The organism is Vogesella perlucida (genome assembly GCF_979366545.1).
The window spans coordinates 1-21,696 of record NZ_CEETRO010000015.1; the positions used below are offsets into that span (position 1 = coordinate 1).

At 62.4% G+C, this 21,696-nt stretch carries 23 protein-coding genes; 6 read left to right on the forward strand and 17 right to left on the reverse strand.

The annotated features are described in order from the left end of the window. Positions 1–254: 254 nt before the first annotated feature. Positions 255–1,205, reverse strand: coding sequence for a DUF932 domain-containing protein (locus ACZ9XP_RS16855; protein ID WP_465188849.1), 951 nt, complete (start codon positions 1,203–1,205; stop codon positions 255–257). Positions 1,206–1,451: 246 nt separating this feature from the next. Here ACZ9XP_RS16855 and modA point away from each other — a divergent pair, with 246 nt between their 5' ends. The 3 genes from modA to ACZ9XP_RS16870 are packed head-to-tail and all read left to right on the forward strand — an operon-like array spanning position 1,452 to position 3,605. Continuing rightward, the gene (gene modA, locus ACZ9XP_RS16860) at positions 1,452–2,204 is read left to right on the forward strand and encodes a molybdate ABC transporter substrate-binding protein (protein ID WP_465188850.1); all 753 of its coding nucleotides are present in this window, start codon (positions 1,452–1,454) and stop codon (positions 2,202–2,204) included. 18 nt (positions 2,205–2,222) lie between these two features. After that, complete coding sequence (modB, locus tag ACZ9XP_RS16865; protein WP_017507135.1) at positions 2,223–2,894, forward strand: molybdate ABC transporter permease subunit; 672 nt, start codon at positions 2,223–2,225, stop codon at positions 2,892–2,894. A 12-nt stretch (positions 2,895–2,906) separates the two neighbouring features. Continuing rightward, entirely contained in the window at positions 2,907–3,605 is a 699-nt protein-coding gene (locus tag ACZ9XP_RS16870; protein ID WP_147683198.1) for an ATP-binding cassette domain-containing protein, read from the forward strand. A gap of 392 nt (positions 3,606–3,997) precedes the next feature. Here the strand turns inward: ACZ9XP_RS16870 and ubiT are convergent, their stop codons facing one another. From ubiT to ubiU, 3 genes are read right to left on the reverse strand one after another with little or no spacing between them, the layout of a single operon-like run. Continuing rightward, on the reverse strand, positions 3,998–4,420 hold the full coding sequence (gene ubiT, locus ACZ9XP_RS16875) for a ubiquinone anaerobic biosynthesis accessory factor UbiT (RefSeq protein WP_170253541.1): 423 nt from the start codon (positions 4,418–4,420) through the stop codon (positions 3,998–4,000). Further along, positions 4,407–5,330: a U32 family peptidase gene (locus tag ACZ9XP_RS16880; RefSeq protein WP_147683193.1), complete on the reverse strand. Its 924-nt coding sequence runs from the start codon at positions 5,328–5,330 to the stop codon at positions 4,407–4,409. The genes ubiT and ACZ9XP_RS16880 overlap by 14 nt, the downstream gene beginning before the upstream one ends. Further along, positions 5,321–6,319 (reverse strand): ubiquinone anaerobic biosynthesis protein UbiU, encoded by a 999-nt coding sequence (gene ubiU, locus ACZ9XP_RS16885; protein WP_017507130.1) that lies wholly within the window; start codon positions 6,317–6,319, stop codon positions 5,321–5,323. Before ubiU ends, ACZ9XP_RS16880 begins: the two co-directional genes overlap by 10 nt. A gap of 195 nt (positions 6,320–6,514) precedes the next feature. Here ubiU and ACZ9XP_RS16890 point away from each other — a divergent pair, with 195 nt between their 5' ends. From ACZ9XP_RS16890 to ACZ9XP_RS16900, 3 genes are read left to right on the forward strand one after another with little or no spacing between them, the layout of a single operon-like run. Continuing rightward, positions 6,515–8,257: a ribonucleoside triphosphate reductase gene (locus tag ACZ9XP_RS16890; protein ID WP_017507129.1), complete on the forward strand. Its 1,743-nt coding sequence runs from the start codon at positions 6,515–6,517 to the stop codon at positions 8,255–8,257. Then, positions 8,254–8,424, forward strand: coding sequence for an anaerobic ribonucleoside-triphosphate reductase (gene nrdD, locus ACZ9XP_RS16895; RefSeq protein WP_147683191.1), 171 nt, complete (start codon positions 8,254–8,256; stop codon positions 8,422–8,424). The genes ACZ9XP_RS16890 and nrdD overlap by 4 nt, the downstream gene beginning before the upstream one ends. Continuing rightward, on the forward strand, positions 8,387–9,109 hold the full coding sequence (locus ACZ9XP_RS16900) for an anaerobic ribonucleoside-triphosphate reductase activating protein (RefSeq protein ID WP_227302563.1): 723 nt from the start codon (positions 8,387–8,389) through the stop codon (positions 9,107–9,109). Before nrdD ends, ACZ9XP_RS16900 begins: the two co-directional genes overlap by 38 nt. Positions 9,110–9,126: 17 nt before the next feature. Here ACZ9XP_RS16900 and ACZ9XP_RS16905 read toward each other — a convergent pair whose 3' ends face one another. From ACZ9XP_RS16905 to ACZ9XP_RS16965, 13 genes are all read right to left on the reverse strand, one after another. After that, entirely contained in the window at positions 9,127–9,804 is a 678-nt protein-coding gene (locus ACZ9XP_RS16905) for a Crp/Fnr family transcriptional regulator (protein ID WP_017507128.1), read from the reverse strand. Between the two features lie 76 nt (positions 9,805–9,880). Beyond that, entirely contained in the window at positions 9,881–11,455 is a 1,575-nt protein-coding gene (locus tag ACZ9XP_RS16910; RefSeq protein WP_147683189.1) for a nitrite reductase, read from the reverse strand. Continuing rightward, positions 11,452–12,666 carry a heme d1 biosynthesis radical SAM protein NirJ gene (gene nirJ, locus ACZ9XP_RS16915; RefSeq protein WP_465188851.1) on the reverse strand — a complete coding sequence of 405 codons (1,215 nt, stop codon included), beginning with the start codon at positions 12,664–12,666 and terminating at the stop codon, positions 11,452–11,454. The genes ACZ9XP_RS16910 and nirJ overlap by 4 nt, the downstream gene beginning before the upstream one ends. Before the next feature lie 104 nt (positions 12,667–12,770). After that, positions 12,771–13,757: a siroheme decarboxylase subunit beta gene (gene ahbB / locus ACZ9XP_RS16920; protein ID WP_147683185.1), complete on the reverse strand. Its 987-nt coding sequence runs from the start codon at positions 13,755–13,757 to the stop codon at positions 12,771–12,773. Beyond that, on the reverse strand, positions 13,754–14,746 hold the full coding sequence (gene ahbB, locus ACZ9XP_RS16925; RefSeq protein WP_017507124.1) for a siroheme decarboxylase subunit beta: 993 nt from the start codon (positions 14,744–14,746) through the stop codon (positions 13,754–13,756). The genes ahbB (ACZ9XP_RS16920) and ahbB (ACZ9XP_RS16925) overlap by 4 nt, the downstream gene beginning before the upstream one ends. Before the next feature lies 1 nt (position 14,747). Further along, the gene (locus tag ACZ9XP_RS16930) at positions 14,748–15,923 is read right to left on the reverse strand and encodes a cytochrome D1 domain-containing protein (RefSeq protein ID WP_147683183.1); all 1,176 of its coding nucleotides are present in this window, start codon (positions 15,921–15,923) and stop codon (positions 14,748–14,750) included. Continuing rightward, positions 15,920–16,285 carry a c-type cytochrome gene (locus tag ACZ9XP_RS16935; RefSeq protein ID WP_465188852.1) on the reverse strand — a complete coding sequence of 122 codons (366 nt, stop codon included), beginning with the start codon at positions 16,283–16,285 and terminating at the stop codon, positions 15,920–15,922. Before ACZ9XP_RS16935 ends, ACZ9XP_RS16930 begins: the two co-directional genes overlap by 4 nt. A 90-nt stretch (positions 16,286–16,375) precedes the next feature. Next, positions 16,376–16,684 carry a c-type cytochrome gene (locus ACZ9XP_RS16940; RefSeq protein WP_147683179.1) on the reverse strand — a complete coding sequence of 103 codons (309 nt, stop codon included), beginning with the start codon at positions 16,682–16,684 and terminating at the stop codon, positions 16,376–16,378. A gap of 42 nt (positions 16,685–16,726) precedes the next feature. Next, the gene (locus ACZ9XP_RS16945) at positions 16,727–18,457 is read right to left on the reverse strand and encodes a cytochrome D1 domain-containing protein (RefSeq protein ID WP_147683177.1); all 1,731 of its coding nucleotides are present in this window, start codon (positions 18,455–18,457) and stop codon (positions 16,727–16,729) included. 64 nt (positions 18,458–18,521) lie between these two features. Continuing rightward, positions 18,522–18,746 carry a DUF3079 domain-containing protein gene (locus tag ACZ9XP_RS16950; RefSeq protein WP_017507119.1) on the reverse strand — a complete coding sequence of 75 codons (225 nt, stop codon included), beginning with the start codon at positions 18,744–18,746 and terminating at the stop codon, positions 18,522–18,524. Between the two features lie 22 nt (positions 18,747–18,768). Continuing rightward, positions 18,769–20,586 (reverse strand): nitric oxide reductase activation protein NorD, encoded by a 1,818-nt coding sequence (locus tag ACZ9XP_RS16955; RefSeq protein ID WP_147683175.1) that lies wholly within the window; start codon positions 20,584–20,586, stop codon positions 18,769–18,771. Position 20,587: 1 nt separating this feature from the next. Further along, positions 20,588–21,397 (reverse strand): CbbQ/NirQ/NorQ/GpvN family protein, encoded by an 810-nt coding sequence (locus tag ACZ9XP_RS16960; protein WP_147683173.1) that lies wholly within the window; start codon positions 21,395–21,397, stop codon positions 20,588–20,590. Further along, on the reverse strand, positions 21,394–21,666 hold the full coding sequence (locus ACZ9XP_RS16965; protein WP_147683170.1) for a cytochrome C oxidase subunit IV family protein: 273 nt from the start codon (positions 21,664–21,666) through the stop codon (positions 21,394–21,396). Before ACZ9XP_RS16965 ends, ACZ9XP_RS16960 begins: the two co-directional genes overlap by 4 nt. Between the last annotated feature and the right edge of the window lie 30 nt (positions 21,667–21,696).

Here is a 21,696-nt window from a genome sequence, read left to right on the forward strand (position 1 = left end):
CGTTGAAATCGCGGATGGCGAGCAACAAGGCGGCTTGCTGCTCATCGGGCAGGGTTTGAAAGCCGGCAGTGAGCAGCACCTGGCCACCGACAAACTGGGTACGCAGGGCGTCGTTCAGTTGCTGGATACGCAGGGTTTTTGGGAAATGAGCCAGAGCAGTCATAAAGCACTCCTTGGCCACAGCAGCACCCGCAGTGGCGAGCACTGCAGGGCAGATAACGATAGAAAGGGACAGCGTTAAGCGCAGACGCGATTCAATCCAACAAAATCAATGACTTATGCATTGCGCGTTGTTTCAGCGTAGCACCCTGGCCAAACCAGGCCGAGTCCAAACGGTAGTCGCTGCTACGTGCGCGACGGTGATGGTCCACGTATTCGGTCACGGCATTCACCAGCCCCCAGGCGGTGCCACGGGTACCCGTTAGCATCGAGCCCATCCCTGCCCCACTATATAAAGCATGGAGCTGCTGCATCGCTTTGGAAGGTGTGGCGTCTTCTACCGGCATTGGTTCATCCAGTACATCGGCAAAGTACTGCCGCGCTTCTTCGGGCGAGATGGGCCGTTGACTCAACGCTTTGATGTTGCGCATGAACACATCCCAATCACTCAGCCCCAGGCCTAGGGCATCCTTGACCGCCAGAGGGTCGAACACGGTCGAGTGCGGTACCTTTACCGCGCCCGTGTTATCCCCCACAGCAATCTGCAGCGTGTTATTGCATACCACTCGGACAGACGTGAATTGCGCCGTGGTGCACAGTGTGCCGTCGCAACTGGTTGCCAGTAACAGGTAGGCTTTCACACGGTCACCACTACGGACCAAGGTTTCCTGGCCAGTCTTGGCCAATGCCCATAGCTTCTTGCCACCCTTCAACACGCCAGCGGTTTCCAGCTCAAAGCCCCCGGCATGCACCAGGTCGTTATAGAAGTGCAGGACTTCATGTGGCTGAACTACTTTGTAACGCGGGGAAACGACAGACAACGGTGCCAAGGTATCGGAGCGATACAGTACCTTCGCATCGCGGTGCATGCGGATATGCATGCCGTCCGGCGAGACATTGAACAGCACATCGCTTTGCTCGATGGTCCAGTTCATACCTGCTTCGTGCAGCCAGACATCAATCGGCTGCTGTTCGGTGAGCTGGTTACCCAGGCCATGCCAAGGGGTAGCACCGACGTAAGCCATGGTTTCGACAAGATGAGACATATCACAGACTCCATAGAAAAACCCCAGGCTAGGCTGGGGTTTGAGGGGCGAATCCAGGGCATCATCACCCTGCTGACATGGAGGTGATATGTGGGTGAAAAAATTTAGGATCGAGGTCTATATCTAAGCCGTCACATTCTTACCTCATAACCCCAGCTGCCGAAGCGCAGACTAGGCCGTAAGGAGTATTGAGCACCGTTATGTACCTGGCTATATTGCGAAAAAATGATCATGAATGGAGACGTCATGAAGCCCACTCTGAATTCAATTGCGAGTGCCATACTGCTCATACTCAGCAACCTTGCTGCTGCAGGCAATGTGACTGTTTCAGCTGCAGCTAGTCTGACCAATGCCTTCAAAGATCTGGCGCAGTCATTTGAGGGGCAACACCCGGGCACCAAGATCCTATTGAACGTCGGCGCTTCGGGAGCCCTGCTGCAGCAGATAGCCAAAGGAGCACCAGTGGATGTCTTTGCCTCCGCTGATCAGGAAACAATGGATCAGGCCTTCAAGCAGGGCCTGATCGTTGCAAACAGCCGGCATAACTTTGTACGTAACGCCTTAGTGCTTATTGTGCCATTCGACAGCAAACTGGCGATCAAGCGTCTCAGAGACCTGTCCCAATCGCGAATAGACAAAGTCGCTATTGGAAAACCTGCCAGTGTGCCAGTTGGCCGCTATACCCAAGCTGCACTAGAAACTGCCAACCTGTGGTCAGTGATCCGGGCCAAGGCTATCAATACACAGAATGTTCGCCAATCCTTGGACTATGTAGCACGAGGCGAGGTTGAGGCTGGCTTCGTGTACGCAACAGACGCAGCGGTGATGCCGGACAAGGTGAAAGTAGCGTTTACCGTGCCGCTCAATTCAGCAATCAGTTACCCGATTGCTGCGAGCACCAGCAGTAGCAATGCAAAGGAAGCCAAGAGCTTCATCGAATACGTCCTGTCTCCCGCCGGCCAAACCATTCTTGGCAAGTACGGCTTTCTGAAACCCTGACCCGGGAGTAGCACAATCATGGAATCGGTCTGGGTTGCCTTGGCCTTGTCGTTGAAAGTGGCTGGGCTGGCCACTACTGCCACAACAGTACTGGGTGTGACAGCAGGATTTGTGTTGGCCAGGGGTAAGTTTCCGGGGCGTAATGTGCTAGACACGCTGCTAACCCTGCCCATGGTGCTGCCACCCACCGTATTGGGCTATTACCTGCTGGTTCTGCTCGGTCGTCGCAGCCCTTTTGGCGCATGGTTGTTCGATGTGTTCGGCATTAACCTGATCTTTACTTGGCAAGGCGCGGTCATCGCGGCCTCCACAGTTATCTTTCCCTTGGTATTCAAGCCGGCGCGAGCGGCATTCGAGTCTGTGGATGGTCAGCTGGAGCAAGCCGCCAAGGTATTGGGGATCAGCAATGTCGCCGTCTTTTTCCGGGTGACTCTGCCACTAGCGTGGCGCGGCATCCTGGCCGGGCTGCTACTCGCCTTCGCCAGGGCGCTGGGCGAGTTCGGCGCCACGCTCATGGTGGCTGGCAGTATTCCCGGCAAGACCCAGACCCTGTCCGTCGCGGTATACGAGGCGGTGCAGGCCGGGCAGGACGATCTGGCCAACATCCTTGTGTACATCATCTCCGCCGTTTGCATAGCGGTACTGTTGACTGCCGGCTATCTTGCGCCTGGGCGCATTGTTCGGCATTGAGTAAGGCAGGCAATGCAGCTTGATATCGATATCTACAAGACCTTGCACGCAGGCACGCGTAGTTTTACGCTGAACGTGCAATTACAGTCTGGCAGCCAGCGCAATGTGATCTACGGCCCATCCGGCGCCGGGAAGAGCCTGACTCTGAAGGCGATTGCTGGACTGCTTACCCCGGAGCGCGGTCATATCCGTATCAATGGCCAAACGTTTTTTGACCACTCGGCCAGTTTGAACTTGGCTCCGCAAGCGCGGCGTGTCGGTTATCTATTCCAGGACTATGCGCTATTTCCTCACCTCAATGTGCGTCAGAACATTGCTTTCGGCTTGAGTCATGGTTGGCTTAACCCGCGAGCACGAGATCGACACGATAAGGTGGAATACTGGGTACGCACCTTCGGCTTAGCCGCCATGGCACACCAGCTGCCGGATGATCTGTCCGGAGGGCAGCGGCAGCGTGTCGCCCTGGCTCGGACAATCGTTGCCGAACCGCAGGCACTGTTACTGGATGAACCATTCGCAGCACTCGATCCATCACTGCGCAATACCATGCGTCGGGAACTGAGCGATTTACAGCAGCTATTACAAATACCCATGGTGCTGATTACCCATGACCCGCTGGACGTACAAACCTTTGGTGACCATGTCGTCGAGCTGCGCGACGGATATCTGGACCGCCAAGTAACAGCATCTTTCCATCAGAAAACCAATTAGGTCCCAACATGCAAGCGCCAGGACCAATACCTGATTATGTCAAAAAGTTAGCAATAAACAGAGGCAAAGTATGAACGCTAACGACAAGACTATCCGGTTACAGGGTTCGCTCTGGATGACTGTTGACGGTCAGAAATTCGGCGGTGCCGACCGTATCATCCTGCTAAACCGACGAGGAAAGCGCACACCTCCTTCCTGCTATGCTTTAGTCTGAATGTGAACGGCAATCCACTACTAGCTGCGCACCAGTAACCAGCTCAGAGTCCTGAAACAACTGGATGCCAAGGGCTTGGGCCTAAGTCTGTTTGATGTGTGGCATCAAGTCCCAGCCCGTCATGTGCAGCAGGCCTAGCCCGTTGAATTGTCTTGAACGCATGTATCGCTTGATCGCATTAATACAACTTTAGCTGTGATCGCCAATCAATGCTGTCTAACACATTTTTCACCCACAAACCCAGCTCGGTATCGCCGCCGATGTCGATACGGCGCTGGAAAAATAGCGTATCCGGATCTTCCTGCCGCCATAGCAGGGCCAAGTGATCGGCCAAGTCAGCGTGCAAGAAAAAGTCAGGGGCTGCAAGCCGCGGGCAGGCACGAAAGGTACTGCCATCGTGCCTTAGTGATAGCACTAGGCCTGCATCACGTACACCAACAAGGAACGTGCGCTGTTGCAGCATAGGGTCATCCAATGGAATCAGACCGCGCCAACCCATGAGGTTCAATGCCTGTGCCAGCAACTGGCTTGCAACTGCATCAGGACAAGCGCGCAACAAGCGTGCGGCCAACTTACCGAAACGGGGATCAATAGCAGTCATGGCGCACTCCGTGAAATTGCATACCGGGCTGTCGATGCCAGAAGCCATTGACCAGCGGTGCGGGTGCCAGACCAGCTAGCGGCATGCCAGCCGGTTCGCCACGCAAACAGGCGGCTGCCCATTGGACCACCTCAGCAAAGTGCTGGCTATGCGGGCTGAGGCGAATAGCATTCACACCCGACGCAGGCAAGGCATCCAGCTCATCAAGCAGACTGTGGCAGGCGGCCGACTGTGTCTGGGTACCATTAATTTGCAGGAAGCCCTGCTGCTCGCGGGTGAGCAATGACATCCCGTCCGGATGCGCCAAACAACGAAACTCGCAGCTGTCTTTATGGAGTCCTTCATGCCGCGCGGTAAAACAGCGCGATGAAAACGCCAGCGGCATCCGCCCCCATGCAAACACTTCGGTATCGAGCTGCGGCAAGGCATGAGTAATAGCCTGCACTCGCTGTGCCGGCATTTCTAGCGGCGGCACCCAGCGCTGTGCTCCCCAGCGCTGGTACAGTGCCAAGGTAGCGGCGTTATAGATGTTGAGGTGTGGGCCAGCCACAAATGGCAGGCCACGCTGCTGCAGCATGCCGACAGCGCCGGTATCGTTGGCCTCTACCAGTACACCAGCCCCATCGATCAGCCGGCGCAGGCGCTTGAGGTCAGATTCACTCTCAAGCAAACCCTGACTGGACAGCACGGCTTCTTTACCAGCAGCCTGCAGATCCGCCGCCAGACCCAGCCAGTCGTCTACCTTCAATTGCTGGCGGCGCGAGCACACCACCTCACCCAGATAAATGCGGTCCACAGGCCACTCTGCCGCGTCAGCATAAAAGCGCATCACTTCGTCGCGCGGCCAGAAATACAGCAAGGGGCCGATGGCCAGCTGTAGTGGTAATGCGGTATGTCGGCTTACTTCCATGGTCTGCTGTACGCCCCCAGTGTCACTTGTTGTCCTTCGGAAACCCGGCCCAGTTGCTGCATCAGCGCGGCTGGCGGCTGCCAGCCAGACCGGCGTGCCTCGTCCAGCGCCTGGCGCAGCGTGCGCGTTACCTGCGCCACGTAGGCTGGGCTGCGTTGCCGCCCTTCTACCTTGATGGCCGCTACGCCCATGTCGATTAGCCTTGGCAACAAAGGCAGCACGTTGAGGCTGGTAGGCTCTTCCAGCGCGTAGCCCAGGCTGTCGCCCACGTGAAAGCGCCCCTTGCACAGCGTGGGGTAGCCACGCGGCTCGTCGTGGGCAAAATCGTCGATCAGCACCCCGTTCAGACGTGCCTCGGTACCGTTGGCGTGTGGCAACCAGCGCACGTGACGGGCTGGCGAACATACACCGTGGGTATTGGGCGATTCGCCGGTGGCGTAGCTGGACAGATGGCAACGCCCTTCCGCCATCACGCACAGGCTGCCAAAACCGAACACCTCGATTTCCACCGTAGTGCCAGCTATCACCTGCGCCACCTGCTCCAGGCTGAGTACGCGCGGCAACACCGCCCGCTGCACGCCAAACATACGCTGCGCCAGGTTGATGGCTTCGTAATTGCTGGCCGAGCCTTGCACCGACAGATGCAGGCGCAGCTGCGGGTGGCGCTGGCTGGCGTAATCGAGCAAGCCGAAATCGGCCAGGATCACCGCGTCCACCGCCAGTGCTGCCGCCTCGTCAACCGCCGCGCGCCAGCGGGCTTCTTCGCCGGCCTGGGCAAAGGTATTGATGGCCAGCAGCACCTTCACCCCGCGCTGGCGAGCGTAGCGCAGGCCTTCGCGGGCGCTGGCGGCATCAAAGTTGAGCCCGGCGAAATGGCGGGCGTTGGTGTCGTTGTTCAAGCCCAGATAAACGCAGTCGGCGCCGTGATCCACGGCGGCCTTCAGGGCGGGCAGGTTGCCGGCCGGACAGACCAGCTCTGGTAGCTGCATGGTGTAACCCTCCGTTCAAGACGGGGCGACCTTACGCGGCGCGATGGCGGCGCAGCCTTGCCCCATATCAAGACTTTCGGGGAGCCCGCCCTGCGGCGCTAGCACGCTTGATAACGATCAAGAAAACAACATCTAGTAATTCAAAAGAAAAATTTAACTATATATTGCACTTAATTACATCAGGAGCCATGCGAAATGCATTCAAAACCCCTCACCGCCGGCCACGTGGACGCTGTGAGCACCGTGCGGGAATACCTGAGCCGTGCCGACTGGCGGGTTCAGGCCAACGCCAACCAAGGCTACAGCCTGGGCGGTATGATCCTTAACATGGCAGGCAAGCTCAGCGCCGAATACTGGCTGAACGCCGTGTTCAGCGCCGACGCAGCGCAGGCCCACCGCCACGGGGACCTGCATATCCACGACCTGGACATGCTGTCCGGCTACTGCGCCGGCTGGTCGCTACGTACGCTACTGCAGCTGGGGTTTTCCGGCGTCGGTGGCAAAGTAGAGTCGGCCCCACCACGTCACCTTTCCAGTGCCTGCGGCCAGATCGTGAACTTTCTGGGCACGCTGCAGAACGAGTGGGCCGGCGCCCAGGCATTCAGCTCGTTCGATACCTATCTAGCACCGTTCATACGCAGGGATGAGCTTGACTACCTCCAAGTGCGGCAATGCCTGCAGGAGCTGGTATACAACCTGAACGTACCCAGCCGCTGGGGGACGCAAACACCGTTCACTAACCTCACGTTCGACTGGGTGTGCCCCGACGACCTGCGCGAGCAGATTCCGGTGATCGGTGGCGAAGAAATGCCGTTCCGCTACGGCGACTGTGCCGACGAGATGGCAATGATCAACCGCGCTTTCATCGAGGTGATGTTGGCGGGCGATGCCCGTGGCCGCGCGTTTACCTTCCCCATCCCCACCTACAACATCACCCGCGATTTCGACTGGTACGGCGCCAACACCGAGTTGCTGTTTGCCATGACCGCCAAGTACGGCCTGCCCTACTTCCAGAACTTCGTCAACTCCGACCTGCAGCCGCACATGGTGCGCAGCATGTGCTGCCGCCTGCAACTGGATCTGCGCGAACTGGCCAAGCGCGGCAACGGCCTGTTCGGCAGTGCCGAACAAACCGGCTCAGTTGGCGTGGTTACCGTCAACTGCGCACGACTAGGTTACCTGCACGCCGGCGACGAAGCCGCGCTGCTTGCCGCCACCGACCGCCTGCTGGCGCTGGGCAGCGAGGTGCTGGAAGCGCGCCGCGGCGTGGTGCAACAGCACATCGATGCCGGGCTGTATCCGTACACCAAGCATTACCTGGGCAGCCTGCGAAACCACTTTTCCACGCTGGGGGTAAACGGCATCAACGAGATGATCCGCAACTTCAGCGCCGGGCAAGACGACATCAGCAGCAACAGCGGGCACGCCTTTGCTTGCCGCTACCTGGATCATATCCGCCAGCGCATCGTGGCCATCCAGCACGACACCGGCCATCTGTACAACCTGGAAGCCACGCCGGCCGAGGGCACCACCTACCGCTTTGCCCGCGAAGACCGCAAGCGCTACCCCGGCATCCTGCAGGCTGGCAGCGCCAACAAGCCGTACTACACCAACTCCAGCCAGCTGCCGGTCGGCCACACCGACGACCCGTTCGCCGCGCTGGCGCACCAGGAGGCACTGCAATCGCGCTATACCGGCGGCACCGTGCTGCACCTGTACATGACCGAGGCGGTGTCCAGCGCCGACGCCTGCCGCCAGCTGGTGCGCCGGGCGCTGGAAAACTTCCGTTTGCCCTACATCACTATCACTCCCACATTTTCCATCTGCCCGCAACACGGCTATCTGTCTGGCCGCCACGAGTTCTGCCCGCGCTGCGATGCCGAACTTCTGGCGCGCAAGACCACCGCTGCGGCCAACACTGAAGGAGCTATCGCATGACTCAACCTACCACCGATACACGCCCGCTACTGGACGACAGCGAGCGCACTCGCTGTGAAATCTGGACCCGAGTAATGGGCTACCACCGCCCAGTGGCATCGTTCAACACCGGTAAACAAGGCGAATTCTATGAACGCCGTCACTTTGACGAACCAGGACGCCACTAGCGCGCGGCTGGGTGGCTGGCAGCCGTTTTCGGCCTGCGACTGGCCGGGACGGCTATGTGCGGTAGTATTTCTGGCCGGATGCCCATGGCGCTGTGGTTATTGCCACAATCCTCATTTGCTGCGTAGGAAAAATGGGCAAACGGACTGGCCTCGTTTTATTTCCTGGTTGGCAAATCGGTGCGGTTTACTAGATGGCGTAGTATTTTCAGGCGGAGAGCCACTACAGGAACCCTCCCTGCCACTGCTCTTGCAACAAGTTCGCGCGATGGGATTTGCAACAGGCCTACATACTAGCGGCAGCTATCCACACAGATTGGCCAAGGCCTTGCCTCTGCTAGACTGGGTAGGATTAGATATCAAAACGCTACCGTCACATTACGCGGCGCTGACCGGCGTGACCGGCAGCGGCGAGCATGTGCAGAACAGCCTGTCACTACTACTGTCCAGCAATGTGACATTTGAGTGCCGTAGTAGCATTCATCCACACTGGCATAGCCGACAAACGCTGCAGCAGATGGCGGCTTGGCTCTCCACACACGGTGTACGCCACTACGCCTGGCAACTGCTGCGCCCAGCACCGGATCAAATACCACCAGTAGGGGCCGCTCCCCCTGGCTGGCCAGACCTAGCCTTACTGTCCGAGACTAAAACACGCTTTGAGCACTTTTCATTACGAAACAGCTAGCCTGGATGCAGCAGCCATCAAGACACCAGCTGCTGCATACCTTCTACATCCATAAGGACAATGTCACGTCCACGAACCTCTACCAATACCGACTCAACCAGTTGATGCAGGACCCGCGAGAAAGTTTCCGGGGTCAAATTTAGACGTGACGCAATCAGGTTCTTGTTTACAGGCAAGTGCACCACCCTACCATTACATGCTGGCTGACCCTCTTGTAAAAGGTAACTGATCACTCTTTGCAATGAGTTTTCCACCGAATAGCGCTCTACATCACGCACCATGCTGTGCAAACGCAGCGATAGACCGGCTAGCATACGCTGAGCAAAACCTGGGTCACTGGCAATAGCACCAAAGATTACTTCTGCACTGACGTGCAGTAGGAGCCCATCTTCCAGAAACTGTGCCATAACCGGGCAAGGCCGGTTGAGAAACATCACTGCCTCAGCAAAACTCTGCCCAGGATGCAATATTTCCATCACCTTTTCACTGCCATTTTGTGCGGTCAATGCCAGCTTGACTTTACCGAACACCACCACATACATGCCATCGCAAGGGTCACCCTTTTGGAAAATGACCTGTCCTTTCTGACCACGTACCTCATGCGTACCAGGAACCAAAGCTGCACGCTGCGCTGGTGACAGCTGCTGAAACAATGGCTGGTGCTGTAAAAAAGCGCCTATATCAATCTGACTCATGCCAAGCCCCCACAAGACAAAAGTGGCAGCCTAGCGCAGGCGACCATGACTAAGGCACTGGCCAGATGACCTAGTCCTAGTGGCTGGTACCTTCAGAGCGATTGATTTTGTTGTACACATTGTATTTACCGATTGGCTTACTCATGGGCAGGCTAACTACCTCTGCAAAGGTGGTCGCATCAAGCACAACCAGTTCGCCTGGGTTCTCCATGATGCTCAGCAGTACGTAGCGACCATCGCGGGTGAACTCGACGTGGGCGTTGGTCTTGCCCGGGCGCACGCTTAGAGTTTTCACCAGCTGCAAGGTGCCCTTGTCGATGATGCCCAGTGTGTCCTTGCGCGGCGACATCATGGCGTCCACCCAGGCGTAGGGCGAATTTTCGTGGCTACGCAGGAAGAACCCCGGCCCCGGCGTGGCAATCTGACTCACCAACTGCCAGCGGTCCATGTCGATCACCGTTACCTTGCCGCCTTTCAGGTTGGGCGTGGCCATCAGGCGCTGGCCGTCGCGCTCGAAAGTAATGCCCGAGCCCAGGTGCGGCATGCCATCCAGCGCTAGGTCGGCCACTTTCACGCCTGTGTCCAGCTGGATGACCTCGGCGCGGCCCTCGCGCGACGCCGCCATCACGTGGCGGTAAGCCGGGTCGAAAAAGAAGTCGTCCAGTATCATGTCCAGCGCGGTAACACGCGGCTGCAGGAAACCCGACAGCGCCACGCCCTCGCCCATGCGGTAGTCGTGCACCATACCGGGGTAGACCGGCGCCGCCTGCGGGTTGTAGCTGATCTCCCACAGCTCGTCGCTGTCTTTCAGCGCCACGATAAAGCTCTGCCGCGGTGCGGCATCGTAAACCGCCGACACCCGCGACAATCGGCCATGGCGGTCGCGTACCGGCCAGGTCTGGCGCGGCATCAGGCCGTGTGCGTCCAGCAGCACCAGCGTTTCCGGCAGCGTATTGCCGGCCAGTACCCAGCGCCCGTCGGCCGATACCGCCACGTTGCGGGTGTTCAGGCCGACGCGGATCTCGGCCACCATGCGCTGGCTGTACAGGTCGTACTGGCTGACCCAGCCGTCGCGGCTGGCAAAGTAGACAAAACGGCCATCGGGCGAAAACTTCGGCCCGCCGTGCAGGGCAAAGCGGCTCTGGAAGCGCGCCAGCCTCGTGAAGTGGTCGCCCTCCACCACAGACACATGGTGATCGCCCGCCTCCACCACCACAAACAGGTTATGCGGGTCTACCCCGGTAGGCAGCTGCGCACTGGCTGGCAGACTGGCCTCAGCCACGTACTGCACGCGGGACACGGCCATATCGGTAGCCGTCCATTGTGGCGGCTGGGCCGGAGGGGTGCCCAGCCAGGCGGCCAGCTCGTTCAGCTCGGTATCGTCGAGACGACCGGCAAAGGCCGGCATTTGCGTGGCCGCCCGCCCCTGGCGCAGCGTGGCCAGAATCTCACCCGGTTTCAGCCGCTCCAGGCTTTGTGGCAGCAGCGCCGGGCCCATACCGCCCAGCCGGCCGGTACCGTGGCAGGCCAGGCAATGCTGGTCGTACAGGGCTGCGGCGCGCGCGCCAGTGACGGGGGTGACGGGGGTGGCCGCCCACAGTGGCGCAGCCAGCAGCCAGGCCAGCGCGGCGGCAAGGTGGCGGGCGCTCATGATTGCACCTCGCGCAGCAGCGTTTGTGGCCGTTGCCACGGCGACAGCGCCGGCAGCGGATAGGCGCCATCGGGCACGCCGATTTCGGCATCGTGCAGGTAGCAGCCGGGGTCGGCCTGCCAGAAATCGCCGCTCAGCTCCCAGGCGCGGATGCGGGTATTGCCGTTGCAGATGGCCAGGTGCCGGCACGCCCCGCAGCGCCCCGCCACCGGCCGCGGCCGTTGCCGCAGCCCGGCCAGCAAGGGGTTGGCCGCGTCGGCCCAGATGGCCGAAAACGGCCGCTGCCGCACATTGCCCAGCGACACTTTCCACCACATGGTGTCCGGGTGCACATTGCCCAGGTTATCGATATTGGCCACCCCTACGCCGCTGGCGTTACCGCCCCACTGCTGCAGGCGGGCCGCCAATGCATCCGCTTGTAGCGGATAGTGCCGGCGCGCCCACTGCAGCAGGTAGACGGCATCGGCGTCGTTGTTGCCGGTAACGAAATCCTTTTGCCGCCCAGCGCGCACGTGGCCCAGCGCGGCGTCGATCAGCAAGTCCAGCGCCCAGCGGGTACGCTGGTGGCGCGCGTCGCCGTCGCGGTGCTTGTTGCCACGGCCGGCGTAATTGAGGTGCGAAAAGTAGAACTTGTCGATGCCTTCGTCGGCCACCAGCTGCAGCAACGCCGGCAGGTCGTGGGCATTGCCTTCGGTCATGGTGTAGCGCACACCCACCTTCATGCCAGCATCTCGCAGCAGGCGGATAGCCGCTAGTGAGCGGTCGTAAGCCCCTACCAGCCGCCGGAAGTGGTCGTGGGTGGCGCCAATGCCATCCAGGCTGACGCCAACGTAGTCGTAGCCCGTTTCGGCAATGCGGCCAACATTGGCCGCGTCTACCAGCGTGCCATTGCTGGACAGGCCCACGTAGAAGCCCATCGCCTTGGCGCGCTGCCCCAGCTGGTGAATAGCCGGGTGCAGCAGCGGCTCGCCACCGCTCAGGATCAGCACCGACACGCCGCAGGCTTTCAGGTCTTCCATCACCGCGTACAGCTCGTCCAGCGACAGCTCGCCGGCAAAGTCGCGGTCGGCGCTGGTGGCGTAGCAGTGCTGGCAGGTAAGGTTGCAACGACGCAGCAGGTTCCAGATCACCACCGGGCCGGCCGGGCGGCGCGCCGGCGGCAAGGGGGCGGGATGCAGCAAGGTATGCAGGTAATGGCTGAGGCGCAGCATGGCAGGCTCCGCGGATGACAATGGCCTCATGCTCTTCCTGGCGCGGAGCCGGCTCCTTGATGGCTATCAAGCCTTTCCGCACCGGTGCGCAGCTGGGCTGCCCCTTACACCCGCAAGCCGGTTTTCTTGAGGATACGGCTGGAAAACAGCACCTGATGGTCGCCACAAGCTTCGCCCAGCAGGCCGCGCAGCCGGTTTACCGTAGCCGTCACCTGCGCGTGGCTGGCGCCGTGGCACATGGCAAACAGGTTGTAACGCCAGGACGGCAGCTGCCGCGCGCGGCGGTAACAATGGCTGACTTCCGGCTGCGCCCCCAGCAGCGTACCCAGCGCGTCCACTGCCGCGTCGTCCACATCGAACACCGCCATGCCGTTGGCGCCATAGCCCAGCGCGTAGTGGTTGGGTACCACGCCGATGCGGCGGATCACCCCGCCCGCCAGCAAGGCCGCCAGCCGCCTGCAGGCCTCGCCCGGCGCCAGCTGGCAGGTGTCCTCCAGCGCGGCCCACGGCGCATCCAGCAGCGGCAAGCCGGCCTGGGTGGCGCGGATCAGCCGCCAGTCAGCGTCGTCCAGCACTGGCGGGGGCCTGTCGGTGACGGTGACCGTCTGCCGCCCCACCGCGCTGTCGCCACCGGGCAGCAACTGCATGCCCACGTAGTACTCGCGCAGCTTGGGAAAGCCATACACCGGCAGGCCGGTATCCGTCTGGATGCGGGCCATTGCCTCGGCCAGCCCTGCCTGGCTGGTGGTGGCCAGCACAAACCACATGTTCAGGGTGTGCTCGCGCCGGTAATTGTGCGCCACTGCTGGCAGCGCGTTGACCTGCGCCGCTACCGCGTCGTAGCGCGCTTCGGGTACCGCCAGTGCCGCCAGCAAGAAGCAGCCGCCCATGCGTTCTATCTGGTACAGGGGGCCGAAGCGGGTCAGCACACCGCGCTGCAACAAGGCAGCCAGCCGTTGTTGCAGCTGGCTGCCGCTAAGGCCCCAGCGCTGGCCGGCTACCTCGTAGGGGGTATCCTGCAACGGGAAGCCGCCCTGCAGGCCGGCGATGATGGCCGCGTCCAGCGTGTCCAGTACCAATGGAGAAGTCATGGGGTCAGTAGCCCTTGCTGGTAGCGCGCACCGCGCTGGATATAACGACGGGTAGACAGCAGCATGGCCGACGGCATGGCGTGCAAACCGTAATCGGCGCTCAGCCGCCGGTAGTGCGCCGCCGCCTCATCGCTACTGCGGGCGTGCACCATGCAGAACAGGTTGTACGGCCAGTGCGCCCCCTGCGGCGGTCGGGCGTAGCACAGGGTGACGGCGGCATCGGCGGCCAGTTGCGTGCCGATGGCGTCGCGTTGCGCGGCAGGCACTTGCCACACACACATGGCGTTGGCACGGTAGCCCAGTTCGCGGTGGCGCAGCACAAAGCCGAAACGGCGGATCACGCCATCGTCCAGCCACTGCTGCAGGCGCTGGCGCACATGCAGTTCGGACAGCCCACTGGCAGCGGCCAGGGCCAGAAACGGCTGCGGCTGCAGCGGCAAACCCGGTCCCAGCGCAGCCAGCAGGCGCTGCTCGCTGCCCGCCAGCTGCAGCAAGCGCTGCGCTGCCGGCAAGCGCGCACGCCGCGGCGGGCCGTGCCGGCCCAGCGCAAAACCCAGGTCGATGTGGTACTCGCGCTGCAGCGGCAGGTCCAGCGGCGTCAGGCCGGTCACGCTGGCGATGCGTGCCAGCGCGGCGTCCAGCGCCGGGCGGCTATCAGCGGCCAGCACGAACCACAGGTTGTAATGGTGATCGCGTGCGTAATTGTGGTTGACCTCCGGCTGGGCGCTGACCAGCGCAGCAACGGCGTCCAGCTGCGCCGGGGGCACAGCCAGCGCCGCCAGCGTGCTGGCACCCACGGTATTGGGCGCAAACACGGCCCCCAGCCTGGCCAGCAGGCCTTGCTCCTGTACCAAGCGCAGGCGCAGCAGCAATTGCGCCTCGCTCAGCCCGCATTCGGCGGCCAGAAAGCCGAACGGCGATGCCAGCAAGGGGAAGTCGCGCTGGTAGCGGTCCAGCAACTGCAATAACGGGTCGTGTGGCTGCAGCATGTCACATCCCCATGCGGCCGGCACGCCAGCTGAAGAAAATGCCGGACGGGTTGGCCGCAGGCAGTTCGGTGCGTACCGCCAGCGTGCGGGTATCAATAACCACGACCTTGTCGTCGTCGCGGCTGGACAACCATACCGCGTCGCCACGGGCGGTGAACTCCATGTGCAGGATGGCGCGCCCCGGCTTCAGCGTGTGCACCACCTGCATGCTGGGCACGTCGATCACCTGCACGGTGTCATTGTGTGGAAAGGCAAAGTTCACCCACACGCGGCGCCCGCCCGGTTCGGCCATCACGAACACCGGCTGGCCGTATACCGGCACCTTGGCCACCGACTGCCAGCTGCGGCTATCGGCCACCAGCACCTGTGACTGGCCGATGGCGGGAAAGAACGCATAATCGCCGGCCAGGCTCCAGCCGCGCAGGTGCGGCATCTTGTACACCGGCAGCCGGGTCTCGCCCTGGCCGTACGCCGGCAGGATGCGGCGCACGCCGGCATCGAGGTGCCAGGTGTCCAGCAAGGCCAGGCCGTCTTCGCCGAACAGGCCGGCGATGTAGTAGCGGCCATCGCTACTGGCCAGACCGTCGTAAGGCTGCCGCCCGATGCCGCGGTAACGGGTGATGGCCGGCTGGCACGGGTTGGCCGCGTCTAGTAGCCAGATTTCGCCGGCGTCAAACAGCGCAAAGGCAAAGCGGTTACCCGGCAAGTCGGCCAGGCCCACCACACGCGACGACTGCCCGGCGGCGTCCTGCGCCGGGATGTCGGCCAGCAGCGTCAGCGTGTCGGCATCGAACAGCTTCACCCCGCCGGGGCTGTAGTTCTGTGCCGCCACGATGCGGCCATCGCTGGAAATGGCCCCGCCAATGCTGTTGCCGGCCTGCAGCACGCGGGCCTGCAAGGTACCGGTGAGCAGGTCCACTTTGGACAAGCCGCCGTCGCGGGCAAACACGTAGACATAGCGGGCATCACGGCTATACACCAGCGAAGCGTGCGACAGGTCGCCCAGGCCTCTGACGCGTGCCAGGCTGGCCGGCGGCTGTTGCTGCACCACCTGCAGGCTGCCGGCGGCACGTTCGATTACCACCCCCAGATCGCCGCTGCCGCGTAGCGTGGGGGTGGCGCAGCCGGCCAGCGCAGCTGCGGCCAACACGGCGCTCAGCAGGGTTCGAAGTGTCATCGCGGGAGGTCCTGTTGCAAGAGTTCTACCAGCCAGCGGGCTTCCTGCTCGCTGATGAAGGGCCGCCACGGCGGCATGGCGGTACCGGGGCGGCCATCGAGAATGGTGGCCACCAGGCTATCGGCCGGCTTGCCGGCCAACGCGACGGCGGTGAGCGGGCTGCCCAGCCCACCCTGTCGCGTCAGGCCGTGGCAGGCGCCGCAGTCTTCGCGCAGCAGATGCAGCAGTACCTGGCGCCGGGCCGCATCCGGCTTCGGCAGATGAGACGCCGGCACTGCCTCGCTGGCAAATAGCAGCGCACAGGCCAGCAGCATCAGCATGAGGCCGATCAGGCTACCCCTGCTGTACAGTGGCTTCGTCATGACGGTACTCCGGCTAACGCGGGCCGGGCCGGCCCGCGCAAGGTTGGCCGCAACGCCGCCATACCGGTACGGGCTGGCGGCACGGGCGGCTTACTGCGACAGCACCCACTTCACCAGCACCTTCAGGTCGGCATCCGGTACTTGCGGGTTGGGCGACATCGGCACCGGACCAAAACTGCCGGCACCGCCTTTTTTCACTTTTTCTTCCAGCTTGGCCTGGGCGTTCTGGCCTTTGTACTTGCTGGCGATGTCCTTGAACGACGGGCCGACCACCTTTTTGTCCATGCTGTGGCAGGCAAGGCAGTTGTACTTCTTGGCCAGTTCCGGCGAGGCCTGGGCGGTGGTGGCCAGCAGCAGGCCGGCAGACAGCAGCATGGCGGTAAGCAGCGGGGTTTTCATATTGGCTCCCTGGGCGGGCCGCAGCCCGCCGTGATGGTTGGATCAGTAAACGTCGTGCTGGGTGTTGAACACGTTGAACTTGCCGGTCGGGGTAATCAGGCGTTTGTCCTTGATGACGGCCTTGCACTGGCGGGTCTTGTCGTTGACTACCACGATGGCCGACTGCTTGTTCTTGGCGCTCCACACCGAGAACCACACTTCGTCACCGGCCTTGTTGTACTCCGGCTGCACCACGCGCTTGGCACCGTCATCATCCAGGCCGGCACACGCGGCGATGTCGATGACTTGCGGCGGCTTGTCCAGCTGGCGTATGTCGTACACCGCCACGCTCTGGCTGACCTTGGCGTCCGGGTTAAGCGGGGTATCCACCCACAGGTTGCTGGATTTCGGGTGCGTCTTGATGAACAGCGAGCCGCCGCCCTGCCCTTTGAAGGTGGCAACCGCCTTCCACGCGTACTGCGGGTGCTTGGCGGGGTCGGTACCGATCAGCGTCACCTCGTCGCTACCCAGGTGCGAGGTGCTCCATACCGGGCCATACTTGGGATGCACGAAGTTGGCGCCGCGCCCCGGGTGCGGAATCTTGCCCACGTCCACCAGTGCGGCCAACTTGTCAGTCTTGGTATCCACTACCGCAATCTTGTTGGAGGCATTGGCCGCCACCAGGAAATAACGGCCACTGCTATCAAAACCGCCGTCGTGCAGGAACTTGGCCGAATCGATGGTGGTGGTTTTGAGGTTGGTCAGGTCGCTGTAGTCCACCATCATGATCTTGCCGGTTTCCTTGGCGTTGATCACGAACTCGGGGCGGTAGTGGCTGGCCACGATGGACGCCACGCGCGGTTCGGGGTGGTACTCGTTATCCACGGTCATGCCACGGGTGGACACGATCTTGCGCGGCTGCAGCGTGTCGCCATCCATGATCACGAACTGCGGCGGCCAGTAGGTGCCGGCCACGGCGATCTTGTCTTCGAAACCCTTGTACTTGGAGGTTTCCACCGAGCGCGCTTCCAGCCCCACTTTCACCTCGGCCACGTTGTCCGGTTTGGGCAGCCACAGGTCGATCAGGTTGAGGCGAGCGTCGCGGCCGATCACGTACAGGTAGCGGCCGGACTTGGACAGCCGCGAGATGTGCACCGCGTAGCCGGTCTTGACGATGTTGATGATCTGTTTGCTGTCGCCGTCGATCAGCGCCACCTCGCCGCTGTCGCGCAGCGTTACCGAGAACAGGTTGTCCAGGTTGTAGTTGTTCATCTTGCGCGTCGGGCGCTTGTCTACCGGCAGGTAGACCTTGCGCGACTTCTCGATGTCGGCCAGCGAAAACTCGGGCGGTGTTGGCGGCTCCTGCTGGATGTAGCGCGCCATCAGGTCCACATCCTGCTCGCTCATCTCGCCGGAGGTCTGCCAATTGGGCATGCCGGCCGGGCTACCGTAGGCGATGAAGATCTTCAGATAATCGGTACCCTTACCCAGAGTAATATCTGGAGTAAGCGGTTTACCAGTAGCTCCCTTGCGCAGCACACCGTGACAGCCGGCACAACGCTCGAAATAAATCTGACGAGCCCGTGCAAACTCAGCCTTAGTCATAGGCGGTGCTTTGGGGTTGATATTCTGATGCATGTCCTCGCCTGCGAGCGGCGAACCGCCAGCCTGATAGGCTGCCTCAGCCGGACTGACAGGTTTGTTGGCCGCATCGGCATAGGCCAGTGCAGCTGCAAAGGGCAGGGTTGCCAATAAAACGCCTTGGGCCACGGTACGGATCCTGAAGCTTGTCATGATGCTCTCCACCACGCTATGAGGGAATTCATGCGTCCATCATCCGCCCCGTCTCAGCACATCATCATTGATTCGAATCAACGCTTTCCAGCCCGGTAAAACGCGCCAGCTCCTCGGTGCTGAAGCCCCAGTCCCCCTGCAGGTACCAGTCGTCGCCCAGCAGCTCGGCCGGATGCTGGGTGCGGCCGCAGCCATTGCCGCATTGCAGGTCGCTGGCCGCACAATACTTGTCGCAGCCCCAACACAGGCGCTCGGGATGGGCGGGGTGAATGGGGAATTTGCGGCGCATGGCACACTCCGGTACACGGGTTTCAGGCAGTCAGGCTGGCGTACAGGCTAGTCAGCACCTGCGGCAGGCGGTGGGCGTCGTGTACCACGCTGTAACCGCGCTTGCCGAACAGGTGCGGCAGGTAGTCGCCGGCCTCGCGGTCGACGGTGACACAAAACGGAATCAGCCCGGCGCGGCGTGCTTCCAGCACCGCCTGGCGGGTGTCTTCCACGCCGTAACGGCCTTCGTAGTGGTCTAGGTCGTTGGGTTTGCCGTCGGACACGATCAGCAACAAGCGGCGCTGGGCAGGCTGCTGCAATAGGATGGAGGTGGACTGGCGGATAGCGGCGCCCATCCGGGTGTAGTAACCGGGGCGAATGGCCAGAATGCGCCCGCGTGCGGCATCGTCGTAGGGTTCACCGAAATCTTTCAGCAGCAGGTAGCGTACCTCGCTGCGCCGCAGTGACGAAAAACCGTACAGGCCAAAGGCGTCACCGCAGGCCGCCAGTGCTTCGGCAAATAGCAGCAGGCTGTCGCGGATGACGTGAATCACCTGCCCGGCCTCGCCCAGCCAGCTTTCGGTAGACAGCGACAGGTCGGCCAGCAGCAGGCAGGCCATGCTGCGCCCGGCGGGCGGCCATGCCTGGTACAACGGTGGTTCGGCCACGGCCACACCGCTGCGTTGTTCGGCCAAGAAGCGGATGATGCGGTCCAGGTCCAGGTCCGGCCCGCTGGCTTCACCGCTTTTGCGGCTGCGCTCGGGTGACAAGGCCTGGAATTGCCGCCGCAAACGCCGGGCGGCCGCCTGCAGTTTGTCCGGCAAAGGTGCCGGGCTGGCGTCACGTGGCAGCATCGGCTGTAAGCGGCAATGGTCGGCCACCAACCGCTCGCGGCGGTAGTCCCATTCCGGCAGCAGCAAACCGTCGCCCAGCGGCGTGTCGTCGTAAGCGGCAGCCGGCAGGTCGAGGTCAAACTTCAGCCGGCTGGCGCGGGTCTTGCCGTCGCGGCTGACGGTGAGGCGATCCATGTCTTCGGCGGCGGCACCGTCGTCAGGCTCGTCCTCGTCCTGGTGACGGTTGACGCGCACGTAGTCGTCCCAGGTAAAGATGCTTTCGGCGCGAAACTGCAGCAACATGCCGTTCTTGCGATCGTCCGGGTTATCGCGGCGGGCACGGTAGCGGCGCCGGGCTTTGCTGTCCCGGCTGTCGCCATGGCCCTGCTCCGGCTGCTGGCCGTCGTCCTGGTTAGCTGCGGCAGCAGACGGGGGTGACGGGTGCAGCCACAGCGGCACCGGCTGCGGTGGCGGGCTGCCAGCAGGCAGAGCTGTCGCTGTACCCGGTTGCAACAGCGCGTGGCGGATGGCCTGCTCGGCGGCCTGGCCGGTACCGTTTGCCGGCCAGTTGCGTAGCGGCAGCAAGGCCGCTACCAGCCGCTGGTACAAGGTCGCCAGCCCCGGCATGGTGGTCAGGCAGCGCGCCGTGCCCTCGCTATTGCTTTGCAGCCAGTCGCCCTGCGCTGGAGGCTGCGCGGCCAAGGCCATCAGCCAGAAATACAGGCCGCGGTTGAGCGCGGCGTCCGGGTACAGGTCGATGCGCTCGGGCAGGTACAGCGCCTGTCCGTCGCGCCAGGCCAGCTCGACGTGGGTGTCGATACCGGCAACACGTGCCAACCAGCGGCGGCGGGCGCCGTGTGCCGTGCCTACTGCGCTGCGGATGGCCAGGCCGGGGTCGCCGCCCATGGCACGAAAAAACAGCAACGCTTGCGGCGCCACGTCATCCAGCAATACCGCCGCTTGCGGGTAGCCGGGGTAGGCGGCACGGCGCACCAGCCGGTCCCACCAGCTGCCGACGAGGTCTTCCATGTCAGGCTCCGAACTGTGTATCCACTACCGCCATCAGCGCGGCCAACGTATCCGGCTCGTCCGATAACGGCTCCACCAGCGCTACCCGGCAGGCAGTACGGGCGGCCATGCCGCTAGCGATCAGCTTGGCGGCGTACACCAGCAGGCGGGTACTGACCGCTTCGTCCAGGTGATAGCCGCCCAAGCGGCGCAACTGGGCGGCCAGCGCCACCAGCCGGCGCGCCAGCGCCTCGTCGGCGCCGCCCTCTTCGCGCAGTACGGTCAGCTCTACCGCCGGCGGCGGAAAGTCGAACGCCAGCGCCACGAAGCGCTGCCGGGTGGAGGGCTTCAGCGTTTTCAGCACGTGCTGGTAGCCGGGGTTGTACGACACCACCAGCATGAAGCCGGGCGGTGCGGCCAACTGTTCGCCAGTGCGCTCGATGGGCAGGATGCGGCGATCGTCGGTGAGCGGGTGCAGCACCACGGTGGTGTCCTTGCGCGCTTCTACCACTTCGTCCAGATAGCAGATGCCGCCAGCGCGCACGGCACGGGTGAGCGGGCCGTCGCACCACTGGGTATCGCCGGCAGCGATCAGGTGGCGGCCTACCAGGTCGGCAGCCGACAAGTCATCGTGGCAGGACACGGTAAACAGCGGCAGGCCCAGCCGGGCGGCCATGTGCGCCACAAAGCGGGTTTTGCCGCAGCCGGTGGGGCCCTTGATCAGCAAGGGCAGTTGCTGGCGCCAGGCCGCCTCGAACACCTCGCATTCGTCGGCCAGCGGTTGGTAGAAAGGCAGCGGTGCCGCAGCGGCGGCTCGGTGGGGCGCGTTCATGGCAACTCCGGCAGGAAAGTCAGCAGGATCCCGCCACACACCAGCAGTAGCCAGCCGTGCACGGCTGCACGTAGCCAGAGCGGCGCGCGGCGCAGGCCCATGTAGTGCTCGGCCACAAGCATGCCCTTCAGCCAGGCGCCACCTAGCGCCAGTGTCAGCAACAGCGGGCCGGGGGCCAGCGTGTCGGCCAGCCGTGCCAGCACGGCGGTGAGCAGCAGCAAGGCCAGCCACAGGCGCCAGTAAATGCGGTGAAGGTGGGGGGATGTCATGGCGGCAGCCTACCTGCGCCCCGCCGGCGC

Excerpts from the sequence above, each read along its gene's own strand:
- ACZ9XP_RS16855 (WP_465188849.1), bottom strand. The coding sequence starts at position 1,205 with ATGTCTCATCTTGTCGAAACCATGGCTTACGTCGGTGCTACCCCTTGG.
- ACZ9XP_RS16955 (WP_147683175.1), bottom strand. The coding sequence starts at position 20,586 with ATGGAAGACCTCGTCGGCAGCTGGTGGGACCGGCTGGTGCGCCGTGCC.
- ACZ9XP_RS16935 (WP_465188852.1), bottom strand. The coding sequence starts at position 16,285 with ATGACGAAGCCACTGTACAGCAGGGGTAGCCTGATCGGCCTCATGCTG.
- ACZ9XP_RS16905 (WP_017507128.1), bottom strand. The coding sequence starts at position 9,804 with ATGAGTCAGATTGATATAGGCGCTTTTTTACAGCACCAGCCATTGTTT.
- modA (WP_465188850.1), top strand. The coding sequence starts at position 1,452 with ATGAAGCCCACTCTGAATTCAATTGCGAGTGCCATACTGCTCATACTC.
- nrdD (WP_147683191.1), top strand. The coding sequence starts at position 8,254 with ATGACTCAACCTACCACCGATACACGCCCGCTACTGGACGACAGCGAG.
- ubiU (WP_017507130.1), bottom strand. The coding sequence starts at position 6,319 with ATGCAGCTACCAGAGCTGGTCTGTCCGGCCGGCAACCTGCCCGCCCTG.
- ACZ9XP_RS16960 (WP_147683173.1), bottom strand. The coding sequence starts at position 21,397 with ATGAACGCGCCCCACCGAGCCGCCGCTGCGGCACCGCTGCCTTTCTAC.
- modB (WP_017507135.1), top strand. The coding sequence starts at position 2,223 with ATGGAATCGGTCTGGGTTGCCTTGGCCTTGTCGTTGAAAGTGGCTGGG.
- ACZ9XP_RS16940 (WP_147683179.1), bottom strand. The coding sequence starts at position 16,684 with ATGAAAACCCCGCTGCTTACCGCCATGCTGCTGTCTGCCGGCCTGCTG.
- ubiT (WP_170253541.1), bottom strand. The coding sequence starts at position 4,420 with ATGACTGCTATTGATCCCCGTTTCGGTAAGTTGGCCGCACGCTTGTTG.
- ACZ9XP_RS16930 (WP_147683183.1), bottom strand. The coding sequence starts at position 15,923 with ATGACACTTCGAACCCTGCTGAGCGCCGTGTTGGCCGCAGCTGCGCTG.
- ACZ9XP_RS16945 (WP_147683177.1), bottom strand. The coding sequence starts at position 18,457 with ATGACAAGCTTCAGGATCCGTACCGTGGCCCAAGGCGTTTTATTGGCA.
- ACZ9XP_RS16950 (WP_017507119.1), bottom strand. The coding sequence starts at position 18,746 with ATGCGCCGCAAATTCCCCATTCACCCCGCCCATCCCGAGCGCCTGTGT.
- ACZ9XP_RS16880 (WP_147683193.1), bottom strand. The coding sequence starts at position 5,330 with ATGGAAGTAAGCCGACATACCGCATTACCACTACAGCTGGCCATCGGC.
- ACZ9XP_RS16890 (WP_017507129.1), top strand. The coding sequence starts at position 6,515 with ATGCATTCAAAACCCCTCACCGCCGGCCACGTGGACGCTGTGAGCACC.
- ACZ9XP_RS16900 (WP_227302563.1), top strand. The coding sequence starts at position 8,387 with ATGAACGCCGTCACTTTGACGAACCAGGACGCCACTAGCGCGCGGCTG.
- ACZ9XP_RS16910 (WP_147683189.1), bottom strand. The coding sequence starts at position 11,455 with ATGAGCGCCCGCCACCTTGCCGCCGCGCTGGCCTGGCTGCTGGCTGCG.
- nirJ (WP_465188851.1), bottom strand. The coding sequence starts at position 12,666 with ATGCTGCGCCTCAGCCATTACCTGCATACCTTGCTGCATCCCGCCCCC.
- ACZ9XP_RS16965 (WP_147683170.1), bottom strand. The coding sequence starts at position 21,666 with ATGACATCCCCCCACCTTCACCGCATTTACTGGCGCCTGTGGCTGGCC.
- ahbB (WP_017507124.1), bottom strand. The coding sequence starts at position 14,746 with ATGCTGCAGCCACACGACCCGTTATTGCAGTTGCTGGACCGCTACCAG.
- ACZ9XP_RS16870 (WP_147683198.1), top strand. The coding sequence starts at position 2,907 with ATGCAGCTTGATATCGATATCTACAAGACCTTGCACGCAGGCACGCGT.
- ahbB (WP_147683185.1), bottom strand. The coding sequence starts at position 13,757 with ATGACTTCTCCATTGGTACTGGACACGCTGGACGCGGCCATCATCGCC.